Raw genomic sequence first — 24969 nt, 5'->3', positions numbered from 1 at the left:
GATTATGGGGGAAAATATGAAAAACGCATTTGATAAACTTGAAGAGATCATTGCAGCTCTCGCATTGAGCGCCATGACAATACTGGCTTTCGTCAACGTAATAGCAAGATATGTGTTCAGCGCATCCTTGTCGTTCACAGACGAGATAACGACTAACCTGTTCGTACTTCTTACACTAATTGGTGCATCAATCGCGACTGAAAGGAACGCACACCTCGGGCTTGGTATCATAACAGACAATGTATCGCCAAAGCTTAGAAAAAACCTTGCAGTTCTGGCAAATCTTCTTGGTGCCGGATTCACAGCGGTACTTACATACTACGGAGTTGTTATGGCATACAACGAGTACAAGCTTCAGCAGGTTACATCGGGAATGCAGCTGCCTGAATGGATATTCGGCTCGTTCGTACCGATTGGAGCAGCACTGCTCCTGGTAAGGTTCCTGCAGAAAGCAATCAAGATAAGCAAGGAAGAGGTGAAGTAGCATGACGACATTCATACTTTTTGCATCATTTCTAGTACTGCTCCTGATGAATGTGCCAATAGCAATCACTCTCGGACTTTCATCACTCGTTGCTCTGCTCGCTGAAGGCATTGACCCGATAATTGTTCCCATGAACGTTTATGCGTCAACAAGCAAGTTCGTACTCCTGGCTATCCCATTCTTCATACTCGGCGGAAACATAATGGAAAGAGTCGGTATTTCAAGAAGACTGATAGTCCTTGCTGAAAAGTTTGTAGGTCACCTAAAGGGTGGAATGGCCATAGTCTGTGTTCTGGTTGCATGCTTCTTCGCAGCCATATCAGGATCAGGCCCGGCAACAGTCGCAGCCCTTGGTATGATAATAATTCCTGCGATGATAAAGACTGGTTATTCACCGGAATTCTCATCAGCACTCATGGCAAGCTCTGGCGCAATCGGTGTCATCATACCTCCTTCGATAACCTTCGTAGTGTATGGATCAATCGCAGGAGCATCCATAGGAACACTGTTCATAGCTGGAGTAATACCTGGAATACTGGTTGGGCTTGGACTTGTTGTTGTGGCACTGGTAATCGGAAAAAAACTAAACCTTAAGACCTCTGAGAAGGCAAGCTGGAGAGAGAGATTGATAGCTCTTAAGGATGCTTTCTGGGGACTGATGATGCCGGTAATCATACTCGGTGGAATATACGGCGGTATCTTCACTCCGACAGAGGCAGCAGCAGTATCTGCAGTATATGGACTCTTCGTAGGGTTATTCATATACAGGAGCATAAACGTAAAGGAGCTCTATCAGATACTTGTTGATTCAACATCTCAGACAGCTGTAGTAATGCTCATAACCGCAACAGCCAGCCTGTTCGCATGGGTAATCACGGTTTCAGGAATAGGAGCTGCAATAACTTCACTTTTCATAAATGTCAGTGGAGGAAGCACAATCAAATTCTTCATCATTGTAAATGTGATACTTCTTATTGCTGGAATGTTCCTTGACTCCACATCAGCGCTCTTCATATTCACCCCTCTCTTCCTACCGGTTGCGAAGGTGCTTGGAATTAACCTGATACATCTTGGAGTCGTAATGATAGTAAACCTTGCTATAGGACTTGTAACCCCACCGGTCGGAGTAAACCTGTATGTGGCTTGTGGAATAGGAAATATAAACCTTCAGAGGATATCCAAAGCTGCCATTCCGCTGCTCCTGGTGTCACTAGCAATACTTCTCGCGATAACATATGTTCCGCAGATATCGCTCCTTCTGCCTGGACTGATGTAAAAACAGCATACATATAGATCAACAAAAGATAGAAGCAAGTTTAAAACACGAATGTAGAAAAACTGAGAAACAAAAGATAAAGCTTAGCTGAAAAACAAAAGATGAGATCATTTAAAACAAAAGATGAAGAAATCCAAAGAAACTGAAGATGAAGCTAACCTGAATGAAAAACAAATGATAAAGCTTATTTTGAGCTGATTAACTTACGCGATGAAAAACAGGAGGAAAATCAATGAAAAACATTACTGTCACCGAACTCAAGGAAAAGGCGAAGGAACTTCGAAAAACTGCGCTGACCATGATCTACACAGCACAGTCAGGTCATCCTGGCGGATCGCTTTCTGCCGCTGACCTTATGGCTGCTCTGTACTTCAAGGAGATGAACATTGATGCAAAGGATCCGAAGTGGGAGGATAGGGACAGGTTCGTGCTTTCAAAGGGACATGTCGCTCCAATCCAGTACTCGGCACTTGCTTTAAATGGATTCTTCCCGTATGACACCATATATACCCTAAGGCAGTATGGCTCAATACTTCAGGGACATCCTGACATGAAGAAGACTCCTGGGATTGACATATCAACTGGATCTCTCGGACAGGGATTTTCAGCAGGCGTAGGAATGGCGATAGCAGCGAAGATGGACAGGAAGTCATACAGGACATTCGTTCTTGTAGGAGACGGAGAATGCCAGGAAGGACAGATATGGGAGGCAGCTGAGACTGCTGCGAAGTACAAGCTGGACAACCTTGTGGTGTTCGTTGATGACAACGGCCTGCAGTGCGATGGTGCATGCGCTGACATAATGCCTACACTGGACCTTGAAAAGAAGTTCGCAGCTTTCGGCTTCGAGACCATAAGAATCGATGGACATAAGATGGAATCCATAGTTGCTGCTCTTGATTCCATAAGAGGTTCAAGAAATGAGCTTCCAAAGTGCATAATCCTTGATACGGTCAAGGGCAAGGGCGTTTCCTTCATGGAGGATGTTGCTGGATGGCACGGAAAGGCTCCTAACAAAGAGCAGTATGAACAAGCGATAAGGGAAATTGACGGAGGTCTGAACTAATGGAACAAATGAAACAAATGAAAAAGGCTACAAGAGAAGCATTTGGTGATGAGATACTCGAGCTTGGAAGAGTGAACAAGAACATCTGCGTTATCGATGCGGACATCGGTAACTCCTGCAAGACTGGCCCGTTCTCCACAGAACTGCCAAGGCAGCATTTCAATGTTGGTATAGCAGAGCAGAACGCATGCGGAATAGCGGCAGGACTGGCTACAACAGGCAAGATACCTTTCGTATCCACATATGCGGTATTCGGATCTCTGAGGATGTGCGAGCAGATCAGACAGACAGTATGCTATCCTTACCTGAACGTCAAGATCGCATGTTCACATGGCGGACTCACTCCTGCAAATGACGGAGCGAGCCACCAGAGCATAGAGGATATGGGAGTACTCAGGACAATACCTAACATGACTGTGGTCATGGGAGCTGATTATAACTCAACCAGGAAGCTTGTAAAGCAGGCTGCCGAAATATACGGACCGGTATACCTCAGGTTCACAAGAGATGCGATTCCTGTAATATACGGAGAGGACGAGGAATTTGAGATAGGCAAGGCAAAGCAGCTGTCAGAAGGAACTGATATAGCGATAATTGCCAACGGCGATACAGTTTATCTTGCCATTGAAGCAACGAAGATACTCAAGGCTGAAGGATATTCAGTGAAGCTTTATGACATGCATACCATAAAGCCACTGGACAAGGATGCTGTACTTGCTTCATTGAAGACGGGAAAAGTAATAACTGTAGAAGACCATAACATATTGAACGGACTTGGAAGCGCAGTTTCTGAAGTAGTCGCTGAAGAAGGCGGAGCTATAGTAAGAAGAATAGGCGTACAGGATCAGTTCGGACAGTCAGCTCCATATGAGAAGCTTCTTGAGCTCAATGGAATAACAATCGAAAACATAGTTGAAACTGCAAAGAACCTAATCGGGAAAAAGAACTAAAGAGGAGATACGGATATTATGATGGATTTTACAAACAGAGTAGCGATAGTAACAGGCAGCGGTTCTGCAAGAGGAATCGGAAGAACGATTGCTGAGACATTCTCATCTCTTGGATCGGCTGTAGTTGTTGCAGACGTCAACCAGGCTGGAATAGACGATACTGTTAATTTCCTTAACGCAAATGGCGGTAAGGCAATCGGAACAGTTGTAGATGTAACAAACGAAGACTCGGTAAATGCAATGGTAGCACTCACACTTGAGAAGTTCGGAAGGATTGACGTACTTGTCAACAACGCCGGCATCTCACAGAAGGTCACTGTCGCTGACATGACACTTGATGACATGAAGAGGATCTTCAACGTCAACATGTTCGGTCTGTTCCTCTGCACAAAGGCTGTCCTTAAGACCATGAAGGAGCAGAAGTACGGAAGGATCGTCAGCCTTTCATCTGTATCTGCTAAAAGAGGCGGCGGCGTATTCGGCGGAGCACATTACTCAGCATCGAAGGCAGCTGTTCTCGGATTCTCGAAGAACCTTGCAAGAGAAGTTGCCATGGATGGAATCACAGTCAACTGTGTCGCTCCTGGCCTTGTAAACACTGACATATGGAAGTCCATGCCAGCAGAAATTGCTGCCGGAGTAATTGCCGGAATTCCTCTTGGCAGACCTGGTGAAACCAAGGAGATCGCTGCTACAATAGCTTTCCTTGCATCAGAGGAAGCTTCATACATAACCGGCGAAGAGATCGACATCAATGGCGGATCTCACATGGACTAAGCCCCATGGATTATGGCCTGAAAAGATTCATCTGTAAACCGATAAATCAGGCAACGGCCTATTGCAGGTATAAACGGTAACAGTGAAAGGATTCAGTTCATAGGAAGTTGGCTTATATCCATTATGGTCAGACATAATCATCAAAAAGCTATTACCTTAAATTTCGATATACTCCTAAAACACTCCTAAAACAGAGTAACCCGTGAAGCGCACACTTCACGTGTTACTCTGTTTTAATATGAAAGATGGTATTTAATAAGATGAACCTGCTGTTTTTGGATGGATTGCCATGGCTGAATTCCTCATAAGGTGATGCAGATATGGAAAGAGCGGGTATTTTGGAATACAATCAGATAAGTAATACTCATTTGAAATGGTCAGGGGTGAATAGATGGAAGACATGTCGAAGGTCCGAAGGATGATGGAAGATATTGAAAGCATTATGGCGATTGTAAGAGATTCATCAGAAAGTATATCCGGAATCGGTAAAGCTGAAGAGCTGCTTATCGGGATTAGGAACACATATGAGGACTTTACCAGGAATTATCTGGACTTCAGGGAGATTGCTGACAATCTTTATGATGGAATATACATCTCGAACGGAAAGGGCGATACCCTGTTCATCAATGATGCCTATGTCAACACCACTGGCATCAGGAAGGAAGAGGTAATCGGGAGGAATGTCGGCGACATCGAGAAGGAAGGGAAGCTGTTCAGAGGCTCAGTAACAATGCAGGTTATCAAGTCAAAGAAGATGGTGAATTCACTTGGGACCATCGTCAGGCAGAACAAGGAAGTACTTGTAACCGGCAGGCCAATATTTGATGAAAATGGGGATATCAAGCTTGTTGTAATAAACAACAGGGACATTTCTGACCTGAAGGAGCTTGAAACGAAGGTTGCCAGGCTTCAGGTTGAAGGCAAGATGTCAAATGAGGAAATAAGGTTCCTCAGGCAGAAGCAGTTAACTGACAAGAAGGGGATTTTTGCAGACAGGTGCATGACTGATTTGATAAGACTTGTAGATACAGTTGCTCCTACGGATACCACAGTGCTTATTACAGGTGAGTCAGGTACGGGTAAAGAAGTCATAGCGGATAGGATCTATGCAAACAGCAACAGGAGCGAAAAGCCGTTCATCAAGGTCAATTGCTCTGCGATTCCTGCAGAATTGGTTGAATCAGAGCTGTTCGGGTATGAGGCCGGTGCGTTTACTGATGCCAGCAAGCAGGGTAAGATCGGCCTGTTCGAGCTTGCCAAGGATGGCACCATACTTCTTGACGAAATAGGGGACATGCCGCTTTCCATACAGAGCAAGCTTTTGAGGGTACTCCAGCAGAAGGAGTTCATCAGGGTAGGTGGAAAGAAGACAATTAAGATAGATGTAAGGGTAATCGCATCCACTAATAAGGACCTTAAGGCCGCTGTAAAAGAAAACAGATTCAGGGAGGACCTGTATTATCGTCTCAATGTGGTTCCTGTATTAATACCGCCGCTCAGGGAAAGGGCGGAGGACCTCAAGGCTCTGATTGCTGAGTTCATTGATGTGAACAACAGGAAGTACCGGAAGGAGGTTTCTCTGACACCTGGTGCTATGAAGATTCTTCACGGATATGCATGGCCAGGCAACATAAGGGAACTTGAAAACTTCATAGAAAGGATGGTTGTCATTACCAGGAAGGAACGAATAGATATCAGGGACGTCTCAAGGATGCTGGGAATCGAGAAGTCATCCGATGAAAGCGACAGCCTTTATGATGGGATTGACCTGAAGGAGGCTGTCCACAACCTGGAGAAGGAAATGATAGCAGCGGCCATAAGAAAGTACGGGTCGACCAGAAAGGCATCAGAGCATCTTGGCATAGACCAATCCACCATAGTCAAGAAATGCAAGAAAATAGGATTGGATTTGAATAAACTTTAACGATTGATGAAATTATTCATCGAAACCCAGCGAGTTGTTCTGAATCTGAGCATTTATTGAGCTTCTGATACCCCGGAAATTACTCGTAAAACAGATATGACAATAGTTAAAATCATTGTGTGATGAATTTATTCATCGCGATAAACGTTGAAAATCAAGCGAAAAACAAGGCGTTCAATGAAAAACGATTACAGTAACAGAGCTATGATGAAATTATTCATCATAGCTCTGTTCAATGTGTGGCAAATTTTAGTATTTAGCGGGAAAATGCCTTAAATGAGCGGTTTTATCCCTGAAAAACCTACCTTCTTGTTTGGCACGATTATTGCTCTTATATCTACGAACAAGTAAAGGAGGTTCAAGAATGGCAAAGACGATTATTACTGTGGCCACGACGGGTGCATGGCCAACCAAGAAGGACAATCCAAACGTACCGATGACTCCTATAGAGATAGCTGAGGATGTCTATGCATGCTACAAGGCTGGTGCCGCTATCGCTCATCTTCATATGAGGGATGACGAAGGCAAGGGCACAATGGACAGACTGAAGTTTGAAGAGACTGCAGCGCTTATAAGGGAAAAGTGCGATATCATAATCAATTGCACTACCTCGGGTGACCTGAATGCAACTGATGAGACAAGGCAGGCGCATCTTAGGACTGTAAGACCTGAAATGGCATCGTATGACTGCGGAAGCATGAACTGGATGCATACAGGACTGTTCCTAAATCATCCTAAATTCCTTGAAGAGCTTGGAATGACGATGCAGGAATACGGCGTGAAGCCTGAGGTTGAGGTCTTCGATGCCGGCATGCTATACAACTCACTGTACTATGTCAAAAAGGGCGTGCTTAAGACTCCTGTGCATTATCAGTTTGTTCTGGGTGCTGCGGGTGGAACTGATGCTACTGTTGAGAACCTTGTGTACCTTAAGAGCCTTCTTCCTGAGGGGTCGACATGGTCTGCGCTGGGAATCGGCAAGGGACATGTTCCTATACTTTATGCGACTTTGGCTTTAGGCGGACATGTCAGGGTAGGCATGGAGGACAATGTAGTTTATCGAAAAGGTCAGCTTGCTGAATCAAATGCGCAGTTCGTCGAAAGGGCAGGAAGGCTTATCAGGGAGTTTGGTAATGAGGTAGCAACTCCAGATGAAGCAAGGGAGATGCTCGGACTAAAGAAGTAAGGGGGTGAAACATATGATAAAGCGTATTGCTGTGCTTGGTGCAGGCACCATGGGTCACGGAATAGCAGAAACCTTTGCAATGAACGGATATGATGTAAGCCTTTATGAGGTGTTCGATCCTGTAAGAGAGAAGGTCATGGGAACGATCAGGTCGGAGCTTGAGATTCTTGCCAGATATGAGGTTATCGATGCGAGAGAGATTGAAAAAATACTTGGCAGGATAACACTTTATAAGGAGCTCGAACCTGCAGTAAAGGATGCTGACTATGTTATCGAAGCAACTCCTGAGAACCTGGAGCTCAAGCAGAAGCTTTTCAGGGAGCTGGATGGCTATTGCAAAAAGGATACAGTTTTTGGAAGCAACACTTCAAGCCTTTCGCTTGAGAAAATGACTGAAGGCCTTAGCGAAGAGAGAAAGGCGAGGACAATGGTTTGCCATTGGTACAATCCCGCTCATCTAATGCCTCTTGTGGAGCTATCGTATTTCGGGAACATGGAGCAGGAGGTATACAAGGAGATTGAAGACCTCTACAGGAATGCAGGAAAGCAGACAGTGAAGGTTCTCAAGGATATTCCGGGACTTGTCGCCAACAGGATCCAGCAGGGAGTTGCCAGGGAGGTTTTCTCGCTTATCGAGATGGGAGTGGCCGATCCTGCGGAAATCGACAAGGCATTGAAATTCGGACCTGCATTCAGGTATGCTACAACTGGGCAGTTTGAGGTGGCAGACCTTGGTGGTCTTGATATCTGGTGTGTTGTAGGAGACAACCTTCTGAGTGTCATGGACAACAGGAAGGAAGCTAATCCGCTGCTCAGGCAGAAGGTTGCTGAAGGCAAGCTCGGCTTCAAATCTGGGGAAGGATTCTTCAGCTATCCGGAGGATAAGAAGAAGGATATCATGGAGAATTTCACTAGGAAGCTGATCATTCAACTTAAGACATCAAAAAACTATATTGAATAACTGGGGGAAAGTAATGGAGAACACAGCAAAAAGCAAAGGCTCTATATTCTGGAGAATAAGCAAGAAGTTTCAGTTTGCTGCAGACAAGATCATTCCTGACTCATTCGTATTCTGCCTTATACTTACATTCATAGTGTTTGCTCTTGGAATGGTATTTACAGGAACTGGTCCAGTTGCTATGATTCAGCACTGGTATGACGGATTCTGGTCTCAAATGACATTTGCGTTCCAGATGTCGTTCATGGTCGTCACATGTGCTGCAGCTGCGAAGGCTAGGCAGGTCAAGAAGGTCCTCGTGTGGATCGCGAAGATACCGAAGACACCTGTATCGGCCATGATACTCCTTATGATGTTCGGATATGTATCAAGCTTCGTCAACTGGGCATTCTGTACAGTTGTAACACCTATACTTGCAATGCAGCTGTCAAAGCAGATAAAGGGACTTCATTTCCCGATGATGATCGCTGCAGGCTATTCAACCATGATACTTGGACAGTGCCTGGGGCCATCAGCTTCAGTTTATGCGCTGCTTGCTACTGACAAACATTTCCTTGCTGACAAGATCGGCGTACTGTCTCAGTCTGTGACTGTATACAATCCTGTCAATGTTACGATGTTTGCAATTCTCGCCATATTTACAATGATACTGAGCGTAATGACAATACCACCTAAGGATGAGATAGTCGAATTCAAGACTGCCCTTGATGATGTTGAAGACGCAGAAGACGAGGAAAAGATAACTCTTGCTGACAAGATGAACGGAAGCAAGATAATAATGTACCTTGTCGGTATAGCTGGAGTTATTGTAATAGCCAATACCTTCATGAAGAAGGGGTTCCTCGGAGCACTCAACATAAACTTCGTAATCTTCATATTCGTAATACTCAACACATTCCTGTACAGCTCACCGAGAAAGTTTGTTGAAGCCTATAAGGACAATATGAAGCTTTGCACAGAGATCATGATGCAGTTCCCGTTCTATGGCGGAATCGCAGGAATGATGACAGGGTCGGGATTCGGAGCAGTCATAGTGGCTGCCATACTGAAGGTCGCTTCAGCCGCTACAATGCCTCTCTGGTCATACATATCGGCATCTGTAGTCAACTTGTTCATACCTTCACAGGGTGGACAGTGGATAGTACAGGGACCGCTTCTGGTTGATGCTGCACAGAGCATCAATGCCAACATACCTCATGTAGTCAATGGATTCGTATACGGAGATGAAGCTACAAACCTTCTTCAGCCTCTATACGTCATACCTGCACTTTCTGTAGTCGGAATGAAGCTCAAGAACGTCTGGGGATTCATGGCATTCATATGGTTCTTCTGGGCGATAATAACTTCCCTAGGACTATATTTCATCCCGATGTTCTTCTAAGTAGTACCTAAGAAAATACCGCATATTGAGGTATGGCTCTCGTCGGCCATACCTCACTTTTTTGTTTGCTAAAGGATCCTTAAATTGTGATATAAATTTAAATGGCCTGATTCCATTGCCAGTGGAATTCTCTTGCCATATAATTTATATAAAGTGATTGTGAAATTGGAGGCTTGTTATGAATAGAAATAGGATACTTGCCCTTGTACTGTCATCGATGCTTCTGCTGTCAGGCTGTGGAAAAGCGTCAACACCCCAGGCACAGGAACCGACACCTACACAGACTATCGCTGAAACAAAGCCACAGGAGACTGCAGCACCAACGGAAACCATGCCAGAGCCTATTCCTGTAGCTATGTATGAAAATGTTCCTGAAGGAGTGTCACCGCTTACCGGACTTCCGTACGAGGGTGATGGCAAGGCAATAATGGTTCAGATTGAGAATACCCCGGAGGCAAGGCCTCAGAGCGGAATAACAAAGGCTGATCTGATATATGAAATGGAAGTTGAAAGCCAGATAACAAGGCTTACAGCTTTCTTTTTGAGTGAATACCCGACTAAAGTCGGCCCGGTGAGAAGTGCGAGGAAGCAGCATATGTATCTTTGGAGCGAGTGGGACTATATGTATGTATTTTATGGTGGGTCAGAGGTAGCAGGCCAAAATGTGTACAGATTAAAAGAAGATTTGGAAATATCTGCTCCTAAAATTGACGGCATGGCGGTATCAAAAGGCTTCAGCAGATCAACTGATAGAAGTGCTCCTCACAATGCCTATATAGACTTGAATTATCTGATAAAAAACAAATACGAATATAATCCTATTCAAAGGACACTTTACTTTGATTCAAATGAGAACTTTGAAGGTGAACCTGCCATCAATATCAATTTTCAATATGCGTCCAATAATAGAATAAGCTACATATTCAACAAAGAAAAAAAGATGTATGAAAAATTTATCAATGAAAAACCGGTGACAGATAAAGAAGATGGGACTACTCTTTCTGTTAAAAATATCATCATCCAATACACAAGACATTATCATGTCTCTGGAACTGTATATACTAATATTGATCAGATAGGAAAGGGTAAGGCTGAGTATTTTACAAACGGTGTTATGAGAACCGGTTCATGGGAAAGAAAGGATTTAGATTCAATTACAAAGTATTATGATGAAAACAATCAGGAAATTGCATTTATACCTGGAAGAACATTCGTACAAATCGTAAGAAATGAAACTGAGGTTAGTGTCGGGAAGTAGTAAAATTCGAAGAATAGTAACCTTACTCAATAACGCAGCAAATAGTTGAGTGAAAATTCTTGGTTTTCATAAACGCTAACTAATCATCGAAATGTATAGTATAATATAGGTTGGGGATTTTGTTGATTTTAAATACCTGAGGGGAGAGATGTGAGTGGATATTCTAAGAAGGTGGAGAATACCATTTCAAATTTTGGTTGATGCTATTTTTGTGATGTTCGCTTATTATGGAGCTGCGTATTTTAGCTACACCTCCAATATCCCTAATTCAACCTTAATAGTTTTTAAGAATGCATTAGTGGCATTTATTGTTATATATATATTGATATTTTATGTATTTGGAATATACAAAATACTATGGACATTTGCTGGAACAGACGAATTTTTGATTGCAATCGCAGCTGGAATAATTTCGCACTTGGTTTGTGTTGTATTGAGTAAATTAATGAATTTCGAAATTGAATACTCCATTCAACTATTGGCTGGCATATTCGCAATCCTACTGTCATGCAGCTTTAGAATTTTATTCAGAGTGCATCGACGTATTCAGGTGTTAAGGGGTAAACACTCCAGGACATTAAGGAAGAATGCATTAATAGTTGGTGGTGGTGCTGCAGGTGCAATTGTTATTAAAGAGATGAAAAAATCAGTGAATGATGAATACAATCCGGTTGCAGTAATTGATGACGATAAATACAAACTGGGAACAAGTATATTAGGGGTTAAGGTTGTAGGTAACAGGTATTGTATTGAAGAAATTTCCAGAAAATATTCTATTGATGTTATATTGCTTGCAATACCATCAGGATCTACGGATGATAAAAAAGAAATATTGGACATATGTAAAAAGACAGACTGTAGGATTCAGTTGGTTCCTGGAATAGACGAACTTTTTGATGATGAAAATATCTTGAGCAAAGTTCGAGATGTTGACGTAGACGACCTTCTGGGGAGAGAGCCAGTAAAACTGGATATGCAGGGAATTACTGATTATATAGAAGATAAAGTAGTGCTCGTAACTGGAGGCGGGGGTTCAATTGGATCTGAACTATGCAGACAGATTGTAAAATTCAAACCTAAGATGTTGATTGTATTGGATATCTATGAAAACAATGCTTACGATCTTCAAAACGAACTAAAATATAGCTGCCCTGATATAAACCTTAAAACAGTGATTGCCTCAGTAAGAGACAAAAAAAGACTTGATAGCATCTTTAGGGAATACTCCCCAGATGTAGTTTTTCATGCGGCAGCACATAAGCATGTTCCTTTAATGGAGTATAGTCCGTCAGAAGCTATTAAAAACAATGTATTCGGTACACTTAATACTGCTGAAGTAGCTGACAAGCATAGCGTAAAAAGGTTTGTTCTCATTTCGACTGATAAGGCTGTAAACCCAACAAACATAATGGGAGCAAGCAAAAGAATGTGCGAAATGATCGTTCAAGCTATGGACAGGGTAAGTGATACCGAGTTCGTAGCAGTAAGGTTCGGCAATGTACTTGGAAGTAATGGGTCGGTTATACCTCTATTCAAGAAGCAGATCGAGCGAGGGGGTCCTATTACCGTTACTCACAGAGATATAACCAGATTTTTCATGACTATCCCTGAAGCGGCACAACTAGTAATGCAAGCAGGTGCATACGCACAAGGGGGAGAAGTTTTTGTTCTTGATATGGGAAAACCAGTTAAGATATATGATTTAGCTTTGGATCTAATCAAACTTTCAGGTCTCAAAGTAGGAATTGATATAGATATCGAAGTGACCGGACTAAGGCCTGGTGAAAAACTTTACGAAGAATTACTTATGGATGAAGAAGGCCTTCGAAAAACTACGCACAATAAGATTTTTATTGGCAGGCCAAGTGAAATAAACATTCAAGAACTAAGAGAAAAACTTGATGAGTTACGATTTATTATCGATAAGGATGGTAAAGTGGAAATTGCTAAGAAAATTTCAGAGATAGTTACTACGTATGATAATTCTAAATTTGTTGATGAAGACAAGATGCTTATATAGTTGAACGTCATTCAATGACTAAATAATAATTAGTTCTGATAATCTAGCATATCGATAGACGTACTTAAGTATACAGTTATCATAACATTGCACAAAATCATCTTATGAGAGGTAGACCAATGAATGATTTGGAAACTAGAAATATTACTTTTTCTCCACCCGACATTACAGACCTGGAAATTGAAGAGGTTGCAAGTGCTTTAAAATCAGGTTGGATAACAACAGGTCCGAGAACAAAATTATTTGAAACAAAGATAGCGGAATATGTTGGGGTCAATAAAGCAGCATGTCTCAATTCTGCAACAGCGGGAATGGAACTAACACTAAGAATACTTGGTGTCGGGCCGGGGGATGAAGTAATAACCTCAGCTTATACGTATACTGCGTCAGCATCAATAATTGATCATGTTGGTGTGAAAATTGTCTTAGTAGACGTAGCTGCAGACTCCTTTGAAATGGATTTGGCTAAATTAGAAAGTGCAATAACTGAACGTACAAAAGTGATTATTCCTGTAGATATTGCTGGGAAAATGTGTGACTATGATGAAATTTATAAGGTAATCGAAAAGAAAAAGAATATATTCAAGTCAGGAAATAACCTGCAGAATAAATTTGGAAGAATCATCGTTTTAGCAGACTCAGCACATGGATTCGGGGCAAAATATAAGGGCAGAAACAGTGGACAGGTAGCAGACTTCACCTGTTTTTCATTTCATGCTGTAAAGAATTTGACCACCGCTGAAGGCGGCGCTGTTGTTTGGAGAAATGATTTAGGGCTTGATGATCAGGAAATATACAGTCAGTTTATGCTTTATAGTTTGCATGGACAGTCAAAAGATGCATTGTCAAAAGCACAAAAAGGATCATGGGAATACGATATTGTGTACCCTGGATACAAGTGCAATATGACTGATATACTTGCAAGTATAGGTCTTGTGCAGCTTAGTAGATATGGCACTTTGCTTAAGAGGCGATCTAATCTCATTGAAATGTATGATAAATACTTATTGCCTAATGGTGTCGATAGTTTAATGCATTTTAGTGAAGATTTCCATTCCTCGGGACATCTTTATTTAGCACGAATACCAAATATTTCTGAAAGCCAGAGAAATCAAATCATTACCATTATGGCAGAACAGGGAGTAGCAACTAATGTACATTATAAACCGCTACCAATGTTCACAGCATATAAGAAGTTAGGATTTGAAATAAGTGAATATCCAAATTCATATAATCAGTATAAGAATGAGATAACACTTCCGCTTCACACGTTGCTTAGCGATGAAGATGTTGAGTATATCTCACAAAAATTAATTGAAGCAGTAAGAACGGTAACTAATTTAGTATAGCCAGATATTGTAGGAGTGGGAATATTGTTTCTGAAGAATTGGGATGAACTGCCAACTGAGTATAAAAATGATTCAGTTAAAGAATATTATGAGATTTTATATAATAAGCGCTTTCATATTTTTATAAAGCGCATCTTTGATTTTACAGGGGCTTTATTCCTATTGCTGATTCTTTCACCAATCTTTTTTATTATTGGTATCTTGATCAGGCTTGATTCTCGTGGACCTATTTTGTTTCGACAAAATCGCGTGACCCAATATGGTAAGGTGTTCCGGATATACAAATTCCGGTCAATGATCTATGAGCCAATAAACGAAGGATCATTAGTTACAATCAAAGGGGACAACAGAATAACAAAAATTGGCAGTGTGTTGAGAAAATATAGATTAGATGAGCTGCCTCAGTTAATTAATATAATTTCTGGAGATATGAGTTTTGTTGGCACTAGGCCTGAAGTGTTGAAATACGTTAATCAATACTCAGAGGTTATGAGGGCTACTTTATTATTACCTGCTGGTGTTACATCAGAGGCAAGTATCCAATTTAAAGATGAAGAGAAATATCTTTCAAACTCACAAAATGCAGACATAACGTATGTTGAAGTGATATTGCCTAAGAAAATGGAAATTAATCTTAGATCAATCCGTGAGTTCACATTTTTCAATGAGATAAGAACGCTATTTAAAACAATATATGCTGTTGCAAGGAAAGAATGATTCATAGCCGGATATTGTTGATTGGAGAGAAGATATTGAATATATTGTTGATTAATCATTATGCAGGTTCGTTAGACTACGGTATGGAGTTCAGACCATTTTACTTTGCTAGAGAATGGGTAAAAATGGGACATAAGGTAGACATAATTGCAGCTGATTATTCTCATCTACGCAGGAAGAATCCGGTTGTAACCAACGATTTTCAAATAGAGATAATTGATGGAATTACTTACCATTGGGTTAAGACAGGAAGTTATAAAGGAAATGGTTTTGATAGAGCAAAAACAATGGCAAAATTTGTATCGAAATTGTATTTGAATGCAAATAAAATTTCTGGAAGCATTAATCCGGACGTTGTGATAGCATCTTCCACATATCCACTGGATACATTTCCAGCAAAAAAGATTGCAAATCTCTCGAATGCTAAGCTTATACATGAAATTCATGATATGTGGCCTAGCACACTCATCGAAATAGGAGGAATGGCAAAATCCCATCCTTTTGTAAAGCTAATGCAATATGGGGAGAATGCTTTTTGTAGACACTCGGATATTGTGGTTTCTCTGTTGCCATGTGCTAAGGACTACCTTGTTGAACATGGAATGGATCCAAAGTCATTTAGATATATCCCAAATGGTATTGTTCTGGATGACTGGAAGGCTCCTAAAGATTTGCCAGAAGAACACATGCAATTGTTTGATAAGCTAAAAAAGGAAGGAAAGTTCATAGTGGGCTATTTCGGAGGGCATGCTGTTTCTAATGCTCTCGATTTATTTATTGAAGCAGCCAATAATATTGATGATAATTCCATACATTTTGTATTAGTTGGAGATGGGGTGGAGAAAACAAACCTTATCGAACTGGCTAATAAGTATCAACTTTCAAATGTGTCTTTTCTGCCACCAGTTGCAAAATTAAGTATTCCAAACGTGATTGATAAATTCGACTGTGTTTATATTGGTGGGAAAAAGCACTCATTATATCGGTTTGGCGCAGCTCTGAATAAACTTTATGATACAATGATGGCCGGTAAACCAATAATATATGGAGTTGATGCACCAAATAATGATGTGAAGGATTTTGGATGCGGCATATCAGTAAGTCCAGGTGATGTTGACGGTATAATGAAGGCAATAACAGAAATGAAACAGATGGATACTAATGAGCTACACTCAATGGGAATGAAGGGCAAAAATGCCGTGCTAGAAAAATATGAATATACGGTACTAGCTAATAAATTTGATGCAATTTTCAAAGAAAAGTAAATCCAGTATTTATTTGTATTAAGATGATGAGATTGGAGATTATAAATGAAAGAGAAGCTTTTGAAAAAAATTAGAGATCGAAAAATAAAAGTCGGCGTAGTTGGTCTTGGATATGTTGGTTTACCACTTGCGGTTGAAAAAGCTAAAGCTGGATTTGAGACAATTGGTTTTGATATACAATCCGAAAAAGTTAAGATGGTTAACGAAGGCCTTAATTACATTGGTGATGTTGTAAACGAAGATCTGAAGGCAATTGTTGAAAGTGGAATGTTAAAGGCTACTACTGACTTTAGTTTCGTTGGAGAAGTTGACTTTATTGCTATATGTGTACCTACACCTTTGGATATTTATCAACAGCCGGATATTAGTTATGTCAGGGATTCAACGATTGCTATAGCAAAGTATCTTAAGAAGGAAACGATGGTTGTACTGGAATCAACTACTTATCCAGGAACAACAGAGGAATTGCTTAAACCATTATTGGAAGAGGGTTCAGGACTGAAGTGTGGAGTTGACTTTTATCTTGGATTCTCTCCTGAAAGAGTCGATCCAGGTAATCTTATATATAAAACCAAGAATACTCCTAAGGTCGTTGGTGCAATTGGTGCAGATGCTACAGAAGTTATTTCTGAAATGTACCAAACCGTACTTGAAGGAAGTGTTTACACTGTTTCAAGTCCTGCAATAGCAGAAATGGAGAAGATTCTAGAGAACACTTACAGAAATGTTAATATTGGATTGGTTAATGAACTTGCAATATTATGTAACAAGATGGGGATAAACTTCTGGGAAGTTGTAGATGCAGCTAAATCAAAGCCATATGGATTTCAAGCATTTTATCCTGGTCCTGGTCTTGGAGGTCATTGTATTCCATTGGATCCGTACTACTTGTCTTGGAAAGCAAGAGAATTTGGTTTTCACACCTCGATGATTGAAAGTTCAATGATGATCAATGATAAGATGCCTGAATATTGCGTTGAGAGAGCATCAAAAATACTAAATAGATTTAAAAAATCACTTAATGGATCTAGAGTCCTAATTCTTGGAGTTGCATATAAGCAGGATATTGATGATTATCGTGAAAGCCCCGCTATACGAGTTATTAATGAACTTGAAAAACAGGGTGCAGAGGTGATATACTATGACCCTTATGTATCTGAGTATAAAGAACATGGGATTAGAGTGGTTGGAGAAAAACAATTAACTCAAGACCTGCTAAGAGGTGCTGACCTTGTTATCATAACAACAGCGCATACTACACTCGACTACAATTTTGTTCAAGAGAATTCACTGTTTGTATTTGATACGAAAAATGCTATGAAAAATGTAAGTATCAGAAGTAACATCGAGTTGCTATAGGAGGGCTATATGAGCTTAAAATATGCTTTAATAGGATGTGGAAGAATTTCAGTAAATCACATATCAGCTGCAATAAAAAATGAGCTTAATATAGTAGGATTGTGTGATTTGATCCAAGAAAACATAGACGATAAGTTCAGGAGGTTTGAACTTAACGAATCAATAGGAAAATATATAGATTATAAGGAAATGTTGAATACTGAAAAACCGGATGTTGTAGCCATTGCAACTGAAAGTGGACTACATGCTGAAATAGCATTATACTGCATCGACCAAGGTATAAATGTTATTATCGAAAAACCTATGGCTATGAGCATCAAGGATGCAAATGAGATAATCAAACGCTCAAACCAAAAGGGAGTCAAGGTAGCTGCGTGCCATCAAAATAGATTTAACTTGGCTATTCAGGAATTGAGAAAGGCTATAGATTCTGGAAGATTTGGGAAATTGTCACATGGATCTATCCACGTTCGTTGGAATAGGAATGAGAACTACTACACACAAGCTCCATGGCGTGGTACGTGGGCACAAGATGGTGGTGCATTAATGAATCAGTGTATCCACGGGATTGATTTGCTTCGATGGGTTATGGGCGATGATATTTCAGAAATATATGGTGCGACGCGTCAGCAGTTCCACGATTATCTTGAAGCTGAGGATGTTGGTATGGCAGTCATTAAATTTAAGAATGGTGCTATCGCAACCATTGAAGGAACTACCAACGTATTTCCACAGAATTTAGAAGAAACGCTATATCTATTTGGGCAAAAAGGTACCGTTAAGATTGGTGGAAAATCTACAAATAATATAGATGTTTGGGATTTTGCTGATGAAACAGACTATGATAAGAAGAATAAAGGACTTCAAGAGCCGACAAGCAATGTGTATGGCAATGGGCACTCAAGCTTGTATGCAGATATGATAGAGTCAATAATGAATAATAGAAAACCATATGTAGATGCTATTGCAGGAAAAAATGCTCTGGAGGTTGTCTTAGCAATCTATAAGAGTCAAAAAGAAGGGAGACCTATAGTATTACCACTTGATGAGTTTTCCTCACTTGACATGGTTGGGGAGTTTTAGGAGTAGTTATGGAAAATAAAATAGTTTCTAAATTCAATATTGTATCCGCTTCTTACATCGGGAGTCCGTTAGACAACACTGTCATGTACGTAACAAAAAAGGTAGAGAGTCTGATTGCTAATTTGAAGGATGCTAAAGAATGCTTAGTATTTTGCGAATCGACAATTGATGTTCCGAAGGAACTTGAAGATGCACACGAATTCATATTGACTCCTAATCCACAATTCGATTATGCAATATACGTTAATAATCTAGCAAAAGATAGAGAAGAATTCAATAGAGCGAGAAAGTATACTATGACCGAAACCGGTTATACAATAGGTGAAAATGTTACTATTGGAACGAATTCAATAGTTGAACCTTTTGCATTTATTGATCACGATGTACAGATCGGAGATAATGCAAGAATCTTTGCTGGGGCTAGAATAAGAAATGCAATAATTGGGGACAACTTTATTGCAGGCGAAAATTGTGTAATCGGTACGTATGGCTTTACAATGGCCAACAATGAATGTGGGGATAAGATCAGAATTCCTACACTCGGTAAAGTGATAATCGGTAATGATGTTGAAGTAGGAACCTTAACAAATGTTTCAGTTGGTTCTGGAGGAAATACAATTATTGGGGATCATGTTAAGATAGATACCTTGGTACATATCGGACATGATGTTAAGTTGGGGAAGAATGCAGAGCTTCCTGCAGGAGCAATTACAGGTGGATACGATATCATAGGAAACAATGCGTTCATTGGAATTAATGCTACTTTGAGAAATAGAATTGTGATTGGTGAGAATTCCATAGTTGGTATGGGGAGTGTTGTTACAAAGAGTATCCCGGCAAATTCTGTTGTTGTAGGAAATCCGGCGAAACCAATAACAAAGTCATAATACAATATTGTGAAGGAAGTAAATGAAATGCAATTTAGGGACCTTAATGCTCAGTACAATAAGTACAAGACAGAAATTGACAATGCAATACAGCGAGTTCTTGACAAAGGGGTTTTCATTGGTGGAGATGAGGTGTCTGAACTTGAAAGCAGGTTAGCTGCTTATACGGGTACGAAACACTGTATAACATGCGCTAATGGCACTGAAGCTATGACACTGGTTATGATGGCTTGGGGAATAAAGGAAGGCGATGCAGTATTCGTCCCTGATTTTACTTTTTTCTCAACAGGTGAAATTGTATCTTTTGTTGGAGCAACTCCAGTATTCGTTGATGTAGATGCAGACACATTCAATATGGATCCCAAAAAACTTGAAGAAGCAATAGAAAATGTTTTAAATGAAGGAATATTAACACCGAGAGTAATTATTCCAGTAGATCTGTTTGGATTGCCTGCAGATTTTGATAACATTTCAAGAATCGCCACTAAATATGGATTAAAAATACTCGAAGATGCAGCACAAGGATTTGGTGGAAGTATAAATGGCAAGAAAGCCTGCAGCTTCGGGGATGCCTCAACTACATCCTTCTTTCCCGCGAAGCCACTAGGTTGTTATGGCGATGGCGGGGCGATTTTCACGAATGATGATGGTTTAGCTGAATTACTCAATTCTTATAAAGTACATGGTAAAGGCAACAATAAGTACGATAATGTGAGGATTGGTGTTAACTCAAGGCTAGATACAATTCAAGCTGCAATACTTAATGTTAAGCTTACCGCATTCATAAACCATGAGTTAGATGATGTGAATAGGATATATAGACTTTATACAGAAAAATTGGATGGTATAGTAGAGACACCAGTAATACCAGAAGGTTATGTTTCAAGTTTCGCGCAATACACCATTAAGTTAAAGAGCGGTAGAGAAAGAAACGACTTACAATCAAAGCTATCTAGTGAAGGTATACCAAGCATGATATATTATGTAAAACCAATGCATAGGCAAGGCGCCTTTAATAACATAGTTTCTGATGATAACTATTATAAAGTATCAAATTTGTTAAGTGACACAGTGTTATCATTACCAATGCATCCATATTTGAATGAAGAGGAAATTGAACTAATATGTATGTCTATAAAGGCATATTTTGGATTGTCCTAATTAATGAGACATTCATCTAAAATCTTTTTAATTCATGACTAATAAAGTTAAAAGTCATAACATTAGTACATTGTACGAAAGTTAGGTTCTAGTATGAAAAGTAATACACTTTATATCATCACAAATTCATATCCAGAAGAAAAACATGCTTTTTCTAGTGATGAATTTGAATATGTATTAAACCACTATAGTAATGTCAAAATACTGAGTTTTTCGAAGTATAGACCTCGCGAAATTAGCTCAAAAATAGAGTACATTTCAATTTTACAGGGCATTCTTGAAATATTATTCCCTAAAAAAATCAAACGTAAAAATATGGTATCAAACATATATGGTATTATATCTTTAAATGATATTAGAGAGTCTCTAATGAATTTGTATTCTTTTATTTGTGCGATGAGTATAATCCGGGTTAATAATTTGCAAGATGAAGATCTTTTGTTCAGTTATTGGTTATCAAGATCCTCAAGAATTGCATATTATGTTCATAACTTAATTAATACTAGATATATTTGCCAAGGACATGGCTCTGATATTTATAAATACCCACCTAAAAATTTAGATAAAATATTGAAGGCTGCTGAATATATCGTTACAGTAGGTAATAATAATAAAAGGTTCATAAGCAACACATATCATATCTCGGAAAATAAAACTCGTATTTTTAGGCTAGGTATTGGATCTGAAATGGCAAAAAAGATTTCAGAGAGAACTAAGGTTATCGAATCTGATACTGGAATAAGGTTTATTACAGTAGCGAGGTTTGAAGAAGTTAAAGGAGTAGATATTTTGCTAGAATCTATCAAACTCCTTAAGGAATCAAATATGCTTAGTGAAAGTATCCATTTTGATATTTTTGGTGATGGAAGAAAGTTTCAAGAGTATTTTAGTTACATTGAAAAGTATAATTTGAGTGATTATGTTACTTTAAGAGGGTGGATAGACAGAGATGGATTGGTGGATGAATTAGCTAAGGCAACAGCATATATTCTGCCCAGTCGAAGTGAAGGTTTACCAGTAGTATTAATGGAATCATGTGCTGCTGGATTGCCTATTATAGCAACAGATGTTGGAAGCACCACAGATATTGCAATTGAGGGTAAAAATGCTATTGTTTGCTCTTTACCTAATTCAGAATTACTGAGTGAAGCAATTGTTAGATTTATAAATTTGAAACCAGCCGATATTTCAATCATGAAAGACTTTTCGTTTGATATATTTGGAGCAGACTATAGGTTGGAAAAAAATCTAAGTGAAAAATATTCGTTTATTTATGATATAGCAAATGGTACATATTAATGAAGTTAGATGAAAGAAGTGAAGTTGTGAATAAAGTCAATTTTTGGGAAGCTTATAACAATATCTCACTTAAAAATAAACGATTAATATTGATTGCTTGCATTATTTTATTATTAATATATGCTATATTCGGAGTGCAAACCTTACTAATTTTGTTAATTATTATTATTGGATTCCAACCATTCACCTATATGTTATTTAGTAGAAATTCCAACGCTTTCCATCCTAGCTATATTATCCCATTTACTTATTCATTTTACGCATTAGGCCCAATGTTTAATGTGGATAAGTTTTCTCAGGGTGTAATTAGTTCCTATTTGTTCATTCAACTTATAGGTTTGATTGGGCTAAGAGTTGGATTAAAACAACAAACTAAATATAGGAGCCAGGATTTCCATTTGCCAAGAAATTCTGATGTAGAAAATAACATTCTATATGCAGGAATTTGCATGGTTTTGATCTCAATTCCTTCAATAATTTTAGAGATAAATGCTTTTGGGGGAGTTGAAGAATTTTTTAACGTAGGTTACGGTACTGAAAGATATTTAATTATGCAAAATTCAACCACGTTTGGTGCTAGTTTCCAATGGTTAATTTTATCGGGTGTTATAATCGGATTTTATGGAATGAAAACAAGATCTTTAATATACAGCTTTATAGGAGCTTCTATATTTAGTGCTACAACTTACTATTTTTTTATGATTGGAGGAAGAAGCACTTTAATATATATTATTATATATTGTGCAATACTCTTATTCTATAGCATTAAAAAAAATATGAGTAGGTTTATTGGTAGCTTTGTTATAATTGGTATGATTTTTGCACAAGCAATTTCATACGCAAGATTTTATTTATCTCAAGGATTTATAGGTGCAATGCATCAAACTTGGCTTTTATTTTTGAAGAAACCACTTATTTTTTTGCCAATCTATTCTAATGAGTTCAGAATGCCATCAAGATCTCTAATGGAAGTATTGCAATTTGGTGGTCCAGGTCTTCAGTTCGGAAGGACATATCTATCTTCAATTACGGCTATAGTACCATTCCTTACAAGGCTTATTCCCGATGTTGGTTTTGATCCAGTAAAGTGGTATCTGACAGAGTATCACAATGATTTGCTGTTAGCTGGCGGAGGTCTTGGATTCTCACCCGTGACTGAAGGATATATCAATTTTGGAATTGTTGGTGTATTTTTTCATATGTTCATTTATGGATATATAATTGTAAGTTTATATAACTATTACCATAAAACAAAGAATGTAGCATCACTTATATTATATGCAGGTGCATTCCCAATGTTTATGTTAGAGGGTTTAAGAATTCATTCTACATCCTTTTTGTACAAACTATTTAGGATATATTTGGTTCCGTTTATTGTTGTAACAATAATTCGTTTTGTTCAAAGTAAGATGAAAGTGCGCGAATAGCTGTAATAAGTTAGTATAAATTGTATGAGGGTTGAAATGAGATATAAGATTTTGCATATATTACCTAGTTTTGGAATAGGTGGAGCAGAGAAACTGGTGCTAAACCTACTGTCAAAGTATGATAAAGACCAATTTGAAATTGAAGTAGTATGTTTGCATTCAAGAATGAACACAATATATGAAAGTGAACTTGATAGAATTGGAGCGAAAGTCATTTATTTAGATAAGAAGAGTGGACTTAACATAGGCACTATTTTTAATTTGAATACGCTATTTCGAAAAATAAAGCCAGATGTTATCCATACACACCTATATACTACTAAATATGCATTGATTCCTGCATTTCTGAATAGAATTAAAGTTAGAGTACATACGGTGCACAGCATCGCAGAAAAGGAACTAAATCGTAGAGATATAATTATCCAAAAACTTGCATATCGAAGTTTTGGATTCATTCCCATAGCTATATCGGATATTGTAAAGAAGTCAATCAAAACTGTATATAAGTTCGAAGCTGCACCAGTCATATATAATGGAGTTGAAGTTAGTAAATATTATCATGTCGACAATACAGATAATGATATTATCAGACTAATAAATGTAGGTCGTTTCTCAAAAGTAAAGAACCATAAATTGCTAATTGATGCAATAAGATTAGTTGCAGTGACACATAAGAATATTAAACTTACTTTAGTCGGAGATGGGGAAGAAAGAAAATCGATTGAAGATTTAGTAGATAGATATGATCTGAAAGAAATAGTATGTTTTCTCGGAGTAAGAGAAGATATTCCAAAGTTGCTGGCTGATAGTGATATTTTTATAATGTCTTCAAATTGGGAAGGGCTTTCATTAGCAATTATTGAAGCAATGGCATCTGGGCTTCCAATCATTTCGACTGATGTTGGAGGAATGTCCGAAATAGTACATAATGATAAGAATGGGTTGTTAGTAGAATCACAAGATGAACAAGGCCTTGCAGATGCAATTTGCTTACTTGTTGAAAATTATGAATTGCGAAAAATGATGTCCAAAGAAAGCAAACAGTTATCCGGCAAATATGACATAGAAAATACAAATAATAAGTATCAGGAACTATATAGAAAACTAATAAATGAGGCAATGACTCAGAATTAATATTTAGG

The 24969-nt window shown here is 39.0% G+C and carries 21 protein-coding genes; all 21 read left to right on the top strand.

The annotated features are described in order from the left end of the window. Positions 1-16 precede the first annotated feature (16 nt). Positions 17-484 carry a TRAP transporter small permease gene (locus J2Z34_RS07495; RefSeq protein WP_209459243.1) on the top strand — a complete coding sequence of 156 codons (468 nt, stop codon included), beginning with the start codon at positions 17-19 and terminating at the stop codon, positions 482-484. Between the two features lies 1 nt (position 485). After that, positions 486-1760 carry a TRAP transporter large permease gene (locus tag J2Z34_RS07490; RefSeq protein ID WP_209459242.1) on the top strand — a complete coding sequence of 425 codons (1275 nt, stop codon included), beginning with the start codon at positions 486-488 and terminating at the stop codon, positions 1758-1760. A 232-nt stretch (positions 1761-1992) separates the two neighbouring features. Then, positions 1993-2826 (top strand): transketolase, encoded by an 834-nt coding sequence (locus J2Z34_RS07485; RefSeq protein WP_209459241.1) that lies wholly within the window; start codon positions 1993-1995, stop codon positions 2824-2826. Between the two features lie 8 nt (positions 2827-2834). Further along, positions 2835-3776, top strand: a complete 942-nt coding sequence (locus J2Z34_RS07480; protein ID WP_209459240.1) for a transketolase family protein — start codon at positions 2835-2837, stop codon at positions 3774-3776. 18 nt (positions 3777-3794) lie between these two features. Next, positions 3795-4553, top strand: coding sequence for an SDR family NAD(P)-dependent oxidoreductase (locus J2Z34_RS07475; protein WP_209459239.1), 759 nt, complete (start codon positions 3795-3797; stop codon positions 4551-4553). A gap of 391 nt (positions 4554-4944) precedes the next feature. Then, entirely contained in the window at positions 4945-6477 is a 1533-nt protein-coding gene (locus J2Z34_RS07470) for a sigma-54 interaction domain-containing protein (protein WP_245250554.1), read from the top strand. A gap of 364 nt (positions 6478-6841) precedes the next feature. Beyond that, on the top strand, positions 6842-7663 hold the full coding sequence (locus J2Z34_RS07465; RefSeq protein WP_209459238.1) for a beta-keto acid cleavage family enzyme: 822 nt from the start codon (positions 6842-6844) through the stop codon (positions 7661-7663). A gap of 13 nt (positions 7664-7676) precedes the next feature. Continuing rightward, positions 7677-8624 carry a 3-hydroxyacyl-CoA dehydrogenase family protein gene (locus J2Z34_RS07460; protein ID WP_209459237.1) on the top strand — a complete coding sequence of 316 codons (948 nt, stop codon included), beginning with the start codon at positions 7677-7679 and terminating at the stop codon, positions 8622-8624. A gap of 13 nt (positions 8625-8637) precedes the next feature. Continuing rightward, positions 8638-10002, top strand: a complete 1365-nt coding sequence (locus J2Z34_RS07455; protein ID WP_209459236.1) for a short-chain fatty acid transporter — start codon at positions 8638-8640, stop codon at positions 10000-10002. A 178-nt stretch (positions 10003-10180) separates the two neighbouring features. Further along, complete coding sequence (locus J2Z34_RS07450) at positions 10181-11260, top strand: DUF3048 domain-containing protein (protein ID WP_209459235.1); 1080 nt, start codon at positions 10181-10183, stop codon at positions 11258-11260. A 214-nt stretch (positions 11261-11474) separates the two neighbouring features. After that, positions 11475-13280 (top strand): polysaccharide biosynthesis protein, encoded by a 1806-nt coding sequence (locus J2Z34_RS07445; protein WP_209459268.1) that lies wholly within the window; start codon positions 11475-11477, stop codon positions 13278-13280. A 119-nt stretch (positions 13281-13399) separates the two neighbouring features. After that, positions 13400-14629, top strand: coding sequence for a DegT/DnrJ/EryC1/StrS family aminotransferase (locus J2Z34_RS07440; protein ID WP_209459234.1), 1230 nt, complete (start codon positions 13400-13402; stop codon positions 14627-14629). A gap of 15 nt (positions 14630-14644) precedes the next feature. Beyond that, positions 14645-15346, top strand: coding sequence for a sugar transferase (locus tag J2Z34_RS07435; protein ID WP_342453129.1), 702 nt, complete (start codon positions 14645-14647; stop codon positions 15344-15346). 17 nt (positions 15347-15363) lie between these two features. Then, complete coding sequence (locus tag J2Z34_RS07430; RefSeq protein ID WP_245250553.1) at positions 15364-16611, top strand: glycosyltransferase family 4 protein; 1248 nt, start codon at positions 15364-15366, stop codon at positions 16609-16611. 45 nt (positions 16612-16656) lie between these two features. Further along, positions 16657-17970 carry a nucleotide sugar dehydrogenase gene (locus J2Z34_RS07425; protein ID WP_209459233.1) on the top strand — a complete coding sequence of 438 codons (1314 nt, stop codon included), beginning with the start codon at positions 16657-16659 and terminating at the stop codon, positions 17968-17970. Between the two features lie 9 nt (positions 17971-17979). Then, positions 17980-19053: a Gfo/Idh/MocA family protein gene (locus J2Z34_RS07420; RefSeq protein WP_209459232.1), complete on the top strand. Its 1074-nt coding sequence runs from the start codon at positions 17980-17982 to the stop codon at positions 19051-19053. 8 nt (positions 19054-19061) lie between these two features. After that, on the top strand, positions 19062-19940 hold the full coding sequence (locus J2Z34_RS07415) for a DapH/DapD/GlmU-related protein (protein WP_209459231.1): 879 nt from the start codon (positions 19062-19064) through the stop codon (positions 19938-19940). Between the two features lie 9 nt (positions 19941-19949). Further along, the gene (locus tag J2Z34_RS07410; protein WP_342453127.1) at positions 19950-21101 is read left to right on the top strand and encodes a DegT/DnrJ/EryC1/StrS family aminotransferase; all 1152 of its coding nucleotides are present in this window, start codon (positions 19950-19952) and stop codon (positions 21099-21101) included. A 93-nt stretch (positions 21102-21194) separates the two neighbouring features. Continuing rightward, positions 21195-22400 carry a glycosyltransferase family 4 protein gene (locus J2Z34_RS07405; RefSeq protein WP_209459230.1) on the top strand — a complete coding sequence of 402 codons (1206 nt, stop codon included), beginning with the start codon at positions 21195-21197 and terminating at the stop codon, positions 22398-22400. Beyond that, on the top strand, positions 22400-23827 hold the full coding sequence (locus tag J2Z34_RS07400) for an O-antigen polymerase (RefSeq protein WP_209459229.1): 1428 nt from the start codon (positions 22400-22402) through the stop codon (positions 23825-23827). Before J2Z34_RS07405 ends, J2Z34_RS07400 begins: the two co-directional genes overlap by 1 nt. Before the next feature lie 36 nt (positions 23828-23863). Beyond that, positions 23864-24961: a glycosyltransferase gene (locus tag J2Z34_RS07395; RefSeq protein ID WP_209459228.1), complete on the top strand. Its 1098-nt coding sequence runs from the start codon at positions 23864-23866 to the stop codon at positions 24959-24961. Positions 24962-24969: the final 8 nt, after the last annotated feature.

The sequence above is a fragment of the Youngiibacter multivorans genome, from assembly GCF_017873395.1.
GTDB classification, from domain to species: Bacteria; Bacillota; Clostridia; order Clostridiales; family Clostridiaceae; genus Youngiibacter; species Youngiibacter multivorans.
Note: the sequence above shows the minus strand (reverse complement) of the source record. Positions and strands in the feature narration are given on the sequence as shown.